Consider the following 6,635-nt stretch of genomic DNA (forward strand, 5'->3'; position numbering starts at 1 on the left):
CCCGTCGAGTTTGTTCTGGAACACTAGCACTACTAGCTTTGGCAGTAAGCATTGCTCTTTCTCCTCCAGGTTCTTTTCTCCTAGCATATCGCCAAGGCTTTTGCTCATTGTTTTGTTAAGCAATATTTCGCCAGCAGCGTCGCGTAGCGTAACGCACCCTACAGATAGAGGTGTTGCGTAAGTCCTAGCCCTATTTAATGAGGTGGACAGCATAAAAGTCGAGGAAATGGGACAAGGATTTGCCCGGAAACCCCGAAAACCGAAGCGTGAAGACACGACTACGCCAGAACAATCCTCACTGTTGCTGCTCAAAACTTGGTCATTCGAGTCTTTTGCTCGGCGTTCCGTGTTCTGAATTCCACGTTCCGTGTTCTGAATTCCACGTTCAGTGTTCTGAACTCCACGTTCCGTGTTCCGAACTCCACGTTCCGTGTTCCGAACTTCAAGTTCAGTGTTCCGAACTCCACGTTCCGTGTTCTGAACTTCAGGTTCCGTGTTCCGAACTCTAAGTTCCGTGTTTTGAAGTCAAAATGTTCCAGCAGTTGGAGCAAGGCAGAAATTGCTGTTTGAGAACCGATTTCACCTAATGCCTCGGCTTAGTACTTCTATGGTTAATTTTAATCTTTTCCTTCCCCATTTCTCCAATCCTTCAAACTAAGGTATAGGTCGAGACGGTGGCACTTGCAGCTTGGGTGAAGCACTCAACGTTTGGTATAAGCTCTCAGATATGACTCGGTTGGCTTCCTCGGTCAAATGAATGGCATCCCAAAACGCCCGATCTGAAAAATTGCGATAAACGTTGTAGAAGTTTAGGGTTTTCACATTTTGGGGATACCAGTTCTGAAGCTGCTGTAGCGATTGGGCTAAAGCGACATAGCCATCTTGGATGCGTTGTTGGTAGACGGCTCCTAATTCAATCAAAATTTCCTTCTCTCTGAGTGAGATTTTTTGGTTACCGCGACCGGTAATTTCTGGTTGTATGGCGATAATTAAGGGAATGGATGCCCCAGTTGCCAAGCGAATCATTTGCTTGTGGCGATCGCGGTATCGAATTGCTCGTTCCTGTAGTTCCTCTGAATCAGCGGGAAGATAGTTTACCAAGTGTGCTGTACCATTCAACGCGGCTAGACTCAGCCGACTGACTGAGGGTTGGGGATTTAATATCCAGTATTGGATGGCTCTGACAAGATAGGTGTTGGTTACCACAGAGGTTAACTCTTGGCTGAGGTGCGTCCAAAAATGCCCAGACGCATTACTGAGAAATGTTTCAATATGGGGAATATCCGTTGCCATGCGATCGCTCGGTAGGAGCAAGTCCATGTATCCATCCAAAACAATGATCGCGTCAGGTTGATAGGGCAAAATCTGCAACGCTAACTGAGCCAATTCATTCCCCGATGCATACCCCGGTACAGCCGCATTAATCACCCGATATTGACCGCCTTTAATCTTAGGAGGTAATGCCAACGCCTTTTCTAAATCCGGTTTATAGAAGGGCAAATCTGTCGGTCGATATTTCTCCGGAGAACGCTGCTGTTGGGCAACCCGTTCATTCAGACGCGCTTCCAGTTGAGCAGCAATGGTGGCTTGATTACTGGGATTCCATTGACCAAACGCCGTCGATCCTCCCAGCAAAAAAATCCGAAATTCAGTGTTGGGTTTGGCTAAGGGAACAGGTTCAGTGTCGCGGAATCCTTGGGGATTAATCTGCCAAAAATTGCTGGTTTGGTCGCCAACAAGCTGATAGCCTACAGCAAGACTACGTTGGGCGGCAAGTCGCCCTTGTTCGGATAAACCATCATAAGGCTTGTTCGTGTCATTCAAAAACTTGAGGCGGTAAACATTCACAATCGCTGGTTCACCCTCATAGGCAGCTAACTCAGCGCTTTTGCCCATGACACCAACCAACAGCCGAGTGGATAATTCTAAGAGAATAAAGGCGATCGGAATCGCCAAAACGATCGCGAGCAACGGCAAGGGACTGCGGCGCTTACGGTAGGTGCGACGGCGGCGCGACTTGAACATCAAATAATTTTCCTCAAATCATCACAGAATCGGGCGGCTGCGTTGCTAAACTTAACACGGATGCGGCTATATGACCGACATTAAAACGTGATAGTCACTGCTGATCGCGGGTTAAACATCCAATTTTGTACAGAACTATCCATTATACCTATGCCCTGCAAACTACTCTTTGTCTGCCTTGGTAATATTTGCCGTTCTCCCTCCGCCGAGAACATTATGAATCACTTAATTGAACAAGCGGAACTTCAGGACAGCATTGTCTGCGATTCGGCGGGGACGGGTGATTATCATATTGGTTCTCCTCCCGATGAACGCATGACTCTAGCCGCCAGTCAACGGGGAATCATCCTCAAGGGGAAAGCCCGACAGTTTCAAGTCTCTGACTTTGAAGCGTTTGACCTGATTTTGGCGATGGATCGGGAGAATTTACGCGATATTCTGTTCCTGGATGCTACGGGGAAGTATCGGGATAAGGTGCGATTAATGTGTGATTTTGCCACTCGTCATCGCATACGAGACGTTCCTGATCCATACTACGGGGGTCCAGAGGGATTTAACCAAGTGATTGATTTACTCCTTGATGCTTGTGAGGGGTTGTTGGAGTATGTAATTAAGACCTATTCCTTACCTGCCAAAGGCAAAGCCCAATGAGCTTTTTCTTGAAACTTAATGCCGCGATCGCACAACATCAAAGTTTACTCGTAGTCGGACTCGATCCCAACCCAGAAATGATGCCCAGACGTTACTCCACCGGAGGACACTCTGGTGATCCCATTGATGGGTTAAGGGATTGGCTCCACTTCATTATCGAGCAAACGGCGGATTTAGTCTGTGCGTATAAGCCCACATTTGGCTTTTACAAGGCGTTGGGCGCATCGGGACTAGACTTATTAGAACAGACACTCGCGGCGGTTCCTGACTCCATTCCGATTATTTTAGATGCTAAACATGGTGACCTAAACACTAGCACTGTTTTTGCAAAGACCATTTTTACTCAATGGCGGGTTGATGCCGTTACGCTGAGTCCTTATTCTGGACAAGACCATGTTGCACCCTTTTTAATTTATCCCGGTAAAGCTGTCTTTATTCTCTGCTGCACCTCCAATCCGGCGGCTGTTGCCATACAGCAGTATCCCCAACCCCAAACACCGCTTTATCTGCAAGTGGTGAAGGAAGCCAAAACCTGGGGCGCACCCGAAGATTTAGCCCTAGAAGTTGGCACAACCTCTCCAGCACTATTGGCAAAAATTCGGGCAATTGCCCCAGAACGCTTAATTTTAGCCCGGAGTATCTGGGCGGAGGGAGGTGCTGAACTTAACCAAATTTTAGCCGCCGGCTTAAATGGCAATGGTGAGGGTTTATTAATTCCAGTTCCCCAGGATATGTTAGCCACAGAAGAACCCGCCGCCGCGATACAACCCCTGCGAGAGGAGATTAATCAGGCAAGAGGGAAAAAGATTCAACAGGGTTCTGCTTGTGATCTATGGATGCCGGATGTTTGTTTTCTAGAAAAACATCCGCATCAGGATTTAATTCTCCAACTTTATGACATTGGCTGCATTCTATTTGGTGAATTTGTCCAAGCATCTGGAGCTGTTTTTTCCTACTATATTGATTTACGGAAAGTTATCTCTAATCCCCAAGTTTTCCATCAAATGCTGAGTGCTTATGCCGAGATTCTGCAAAATTTAACCTTTGACCGGATTGCCGGGATTCCTTATGGGTCATTACCCACCGCAACCGGCTTATCCCTGCGCCTGCATCACCCAATGATTTTTCCCCGCAAAGAAGTGAAAGCCCATGGGACGCGACGGGTGATAGAGGGTCACTTTGAACCAGGGGAAACAGTGGTTGTGGTAGATGATATTTTGATTAGTGGGAAGAGTGTGATGGAAGGGGCGGCGAAGTTGGAGACAGGGGGATTAAACGTGCAGGATATTGTCGTATTTATTGATCACGAAGGTGGGGTGAAGGATAGATTGAGGGACAATGGTTATCAGGCACATTCAGTATTAACAATTTCAGAAATTACCCAAACCCTGTATCAAGCGGGGCGGATTACTCAGGAACAATTCCAGTCATTTACTCATGACTAAAAGATTCTATAATTATAGGATAAAAAGATACGACTAAAAAAACCACTCCTCATTTAGAGGCAAAATAGAGATAGACGCTGAATTGCCAACTATCACCATGAGTTACTGCCTCAATCCTAACTGTCCCAACCCCCAAAATCCCGCCGGAACAAAATTTTGCCTTACCTGTGGGTCAAAAGTACGCCTCAAGGAACGTTATCGAACGGTTCAACCCTTGGGACAAGGAGGTTTTGGGCGAACGTTTTTAGCCGTGGATGAAGATAAACCATCCCATCCCCCTTGTGTAATTAAGCAGTTTTTTCCCCAAGCCCAGGGAACCAGTACGGTACAAAAAGCGGCACAGTTATTTACTCAAGAAGCAGCACGATTAGATGAGTTGGGTAAACATCCCCAGATTCCCGAACTATTGGCGTATTTTTCCCAAGATAGCCATCAATATTTGGTGCAAGAGTTTATTGAGGGCGAAGATTTAGCCCAGGAGTTGGCAAGGAAAGGCGCATTTACAGAAGCCCAAATTTGTGATCTGTTGAATAATTTGTTACCTGTTTTACAATTTGTTCACCAGCATCATGTGATTCACCGCGATATTAAACCGGAAAATATTATTCGTCGAAATCGGGATAAGCAACTATTTTTGGTAGATTTTGGTGCATCGAAAGTGGCGACAGGTACAGCCTTAGCGAGAACCGGGACGGTTATTGGTTCGGTGGGGTATGTCGCACCAGAACAAAGTATCGGTAAAGCGGTGTTTGCTAGTGATATCTATAGTCTAGGTGTGACGTGTATCCATCTGCTGACGGGAATCCATCCCTTCGACTTATTTGATGTCAATCAGGGGGTTTGGGTATGGCGACAAGGGTTAAAAAATCCAGTGAGCGATCGCGTGGCTAAAATTTTAGATAAGATGTTAGTCAATGCGATGAATCAGCGCTACCAATCTGTGGCGGAGATACTTAAAGATTTACAGTCTCAAACTCCTGTAGCTAAGGTTAAATCGGCAAAACCTTCACCCTCTCCGGCTTCAGCGCCAATTAAGCCACAGCCCAATCATCCTCAATATGGGAAAGGTTTAGATAAAGAATTAGCGGATTTAAAATCTGAATTTTTGCAACCACCAACACCTAAAAGTACGCCGCAAAAATCGACACCGCCGACTAAAGGTTCTGCTAATACTCAAAAAAGCCAAAGTCAAATGGACAGAGAATTGGAGGATATAAAGTCTCAGTTTTTGGGAGAATAGGTTGTCGTGGTGTGGCACACCTTACGCCCAGAAACCGTAGGGGCGCACCGACGTGCGCCCGATTTAATGGTCAAATCTATTCCCCTATTTTTGCTGTGTTACCCACCATCGTGGGTTGATGTGCCTAAACCCATCCCTAAAATTTACGTTAGGCGTTGACTTTATCCAGCAGATTAGACGCGATAAACTCCCATTCTTGATTCAATTCACCGTTAAATTGTAACTGTCCACTGCGTCTGTACCAATAACGGGCGTTGCTTAAGTCGCCTTCTTCGCGGTGAAGATAAGCATGAACCCATGCACTATCACTATCGCTGGCATTCTGCACGATATCATGCGCCCTGTGCCAATCTCCCTTTTTGTCATACCACAACGCTTGCAGCGCTTTTGGTAATTGAGAAGGACATTTTTCCTGTTTTGCCGTTAATTGGGTAAATTCATCCAATATCATAGTTCTATTGGGCTATACAGTCAGGTTGGTTGGCTTGAGGAATGATATCAAATCCGAGTTTACTACTCCCTTTATAGTTTAGTCCGCGCAGGCGGACTTTATTTGTGTGGTTCCGCGATTTTAATCGCCAGAGCAAAAAAGGGGGGTACTTATCCGCTCAGGATATTTCTATTGGCTATCCAAAAAAGGGAACTTTTAAGGGGTTTATCGTGAGAAAATATAAGAAAAAGACCCACTGGAGGTAGTGGGTCGTCTAGTCTAGTGCAACGCCTTTATACTAACGACTGTAAAATGGGGGAGTATTGGTCTAGCTCACAGTATCCTAGTGATTTAAAAGTGACGGGAGTGCGATCGCGATATCACAGAACCTGCTCCCTCATTCCCCTGACTGCTGTGTTAACGTTACGTTTACTGGCATTGGGATACACCGAAGTGAAGTACCCCAACTTGCTTCGCTGAAGTTGGAGCTTCCAACTTCTAAAAACAATGACGGTCTTATTCGTCTTCGGAGTTTCCCGCTTCATCCGTCGATGCCTCTCCAAACCCATGTTTGGTTTGGTCTTACTCAACGTCCACAGGCAGCCGCCCGCCTTCCGCAGGCAATGATATTTTGTTAGTCCGCTTGGTTGCGAGCGGTTTGTGGTTAGAATGCTAACCGGATAATGCCTATTGGCATCTTGCACTATTCTTTTGGAGGACGCTATAAAAGCGAACGGTGGTCGAGTTCATTAACGCGCAAGGACTACATCTCTATCACACCTAGCCCGACTATCTTCAGCCCATGCCAAAGAAGGTAGACCTAAGTGGGTTACTGTTATTATAA

Annotated in this window: 6 protein-coding genes; 4 read left to right on the plus strand and 2 right to left on the minus strand. The window is 46.2% G+C overall.

Annotated features, from left to right (window positions below; genetic code table 11):
• The first annotated feature begins 202 nt into the window (after nucleotides 1–202).
• Entirely contained in the window at nucleotides 203–355 is a 153-nt protein-coding gene (locus tag RLO19_RS26900) for a hypothetical protein (RefSeq protein WP_446360449.1), read from the plus strand.
• Nucleotides 356–654: 299 nt separating this feature from the next.
• Here the strand turns inward: RLO19_RS26900 and RLO19_RS26905 are convergent, their stop codons facing one another.
• A complete protein-coding gene (locus RLO19_RS26905) occupies nucleotides 655–2,025 on the minus strand; it encodes an SGNH/GDSL hydrolase family protein (RefSeq protein WP_446360450.1) in 1,371 nt (456 codons plus the stop codon).
• 150 nt (nucleotides 2,026–2,175) lie between these two features.
• Between RLO19_RS26905 and RLO19_RS26910 the strand changes: the two genes are divergently transcribed.
• The 3 genes from RLO19_RS26910 to RLO19_RS26920 all read left to right on the plus strand — a co-directional run bounded on the left by RLO19_RS26910 (nucleotide 2,176) and on the right by RLO19_RS26920 (nucleotide 5,361).
• Nucleotides 2,176–2,676, plus strand: coding sequence for a low molecular weight protein-tyrosine-phosphatase (locus RLO19_RS26910; protein ID WP_446360451.1), 501 nt, complete (start codon nucleotides 2,176–2,178; stop codon nucleotides 2,674–2,676).
• Entirely contained in the window at nucleotides 2,673–4,121 is a 1,449-nt protein-coding gene (locus tag RLO19_RS26915; RefSeq protein WP_446360452.1) for a bifunctional orotidine-5'-phosphate decarboxylase/orotate phosphoribosyltransferase, read from the plus strand. The genes RLO19_RS26910 and RLO19_RS26915 overlap by 4 nt, the downstream gene beginning before the upstream one ends.
• 97 nt (nucleotides 4,122–4,218) lie before the next feature.
• Nucleotides 4,219–5,361: a protein kinase domain-containing protein gene (locus RLO19_RS26920; RefSeq protein WP_446360453.1), complete on the plus strand. Its 1,143-nt coding sequence runs from the start codon at nucleotides 4,219–4,221 to the stop codon at nucleotides 5,359–5,361.
• A 148-nt stretch (nucleotides 5,362–5,509) separates the two neighbouring features.
• On the opposite strand, the gene RLO19_RS26925 is transcribed toward RLO19_RS26920, so the two are convergent.
• Nucleotides 5,510–5,812 carry a hypothetical protein gene (locus tag RLO19_RS26925; RefSeq protein WP_446360454.1) on the minus strand — a complete coding sequence of 101 codons (303 nt, stop codon included), beginning with the start codon at nucleotides 5,810–5,812 and terminating at the stop codon, nucleotides 5,510–5,512.
• Between the last annotated feature and the right edge of the window lie 823 nt (nucleotides 5,813–6,635).

The sequence above is a fragment of the Coleofasciculus sp. G2-EDA-02 genome (assembly GCF_040226375.1).
Classification (GTDB): Bacteria; Cyanobacteriota; Cyanobacteriia; order Cyanobacteriales; family Coleofasciculaceae; genus Coleofasciculus.